The organism is Glycomyces sp. NPDC021274, assembly GCF_040641195.1.
GTDB lineage: Bacteria > Actinomycetota > Actinomycetes > Mycobacteriales > Micromonosporaceae > Glycomyces.
In genome coordinates this window covers 1-1,240 of sequence record NZ_JBFADC010000088.1, presented here as the reverse complement: position 1 = coordinate 1,240, position 1,240 = coordinate 1, and the positions used below count along the sequence as shown (strand labels likewise).

The window sequence follows — 1,240 nt, the reverse complement described above, 5'->3', positions numbered from 1 at the left end:
GGATCCGGGCGCGGGAGGCGACCAAGCTGTACGGCGACGCCGCCGTGCGGCCGCTCGCCGACCGGAAGACCTCGCTGATCTCGCTGGGCGACAGCGAGATCTCCGGCGAGGGCGTCGGGACGTACGAGCCGGGCACCGACGGGCCCACCAACTGGTGCCACCGGTCGCCGGACTCGGCGATCCACCGGACCGGGATCGCCGCGGACGTGACGTACAACGCGGCGTGCTCGGGGGCGTACACCGGCAACATCCGGATCGGCGGCAGCAAGCAGTACGCCGATGAACTGGTGCAGAGCGACAGCCTGGCGATCGCGGCGCGCAACACCCGGCTGAAAATGGTGCTGTTGGTCGCCGGGGCCAACGACGACCTCCAGTTCGGGCCGGTGATGACGGACTGCGTCGAGCGCTGGTTCCTGCTCCAGGGGACCTGCGAGCCCAAGTACCAGCCGGGATGGCAGGCGCGGGTCGATGGGCTGGTGCCGAAGGTCGAGGCCACGGTGCGGGACCTGCGGACCGTGATGCGGGACGCGGGGTACGCCGACGGCGACTACCGCCTCGTGGTGATGTCGTACCCGAGCCCGATCGGTCCGGACGTCGAGGACAACCCCCAGTACCCGGGGAAGATCCCGGGCGGCTGCACCGGGTACACCTCGGACGCCGGATGGGGGCGCAACACGGCGGTACCGACCTTCGAGCGGGGCATGCGGAAGATCGCACAGGACACCGGTGCCACCTACCTCGACTCCTCGCGGCTCTTCCACGGGCACGAGGTGTGCATGTCGGAGACCTGGGCCCGCGGGTTGTACGTGAACATCTCCAACCCCTTCCCGCCGGACGCCAATTCGGTCCGCCAGTCCTTCCACCCCAACGCCCGCGGGCACGGCGCGTTCGCGTCCTGCCTGACCCAGCTGTACGCGGCGCCGCAGCTGCGCGAGGCGTCCTGCACCGACCCGGCGAACACCGGGCAGCCCAAGCTGTATCCGGGCGCCTGGGACGACGCCTACCGGCCGCTGAAGAACGCCGCGACCGGCACCTGCCTGGACGCCACCGGCGGGCTGTCCCGCAACGGCACCGCGGTCGGCGGCTGGGACTGCAACGGGCAGCGCAACCAGGGCTGGTGGTACGACCAGGACCGCAAGTCGCTGCATGTGCAGCTGACTCAGGCCCGGTGCCTGGACGTGCCGGGGGCCCGCTACGAGGCCGGCGCCGGGCTGGTGCTGTGGAACTGCTCGGGCGCGGC

The 1,240-nt window shown here is 71.5% G+C and carries 1 protein-coding gene; it reads left to right on the top strand.

The features are described from left to right. On the top strand, positions 1-1,240 hold a 1,240-nt coding region (locus AB0I03_RS26785), incomplete at both ends, for a ricin-type beta-trefoil lectin domain protein (RefSeq protein ID WP_360417408.1).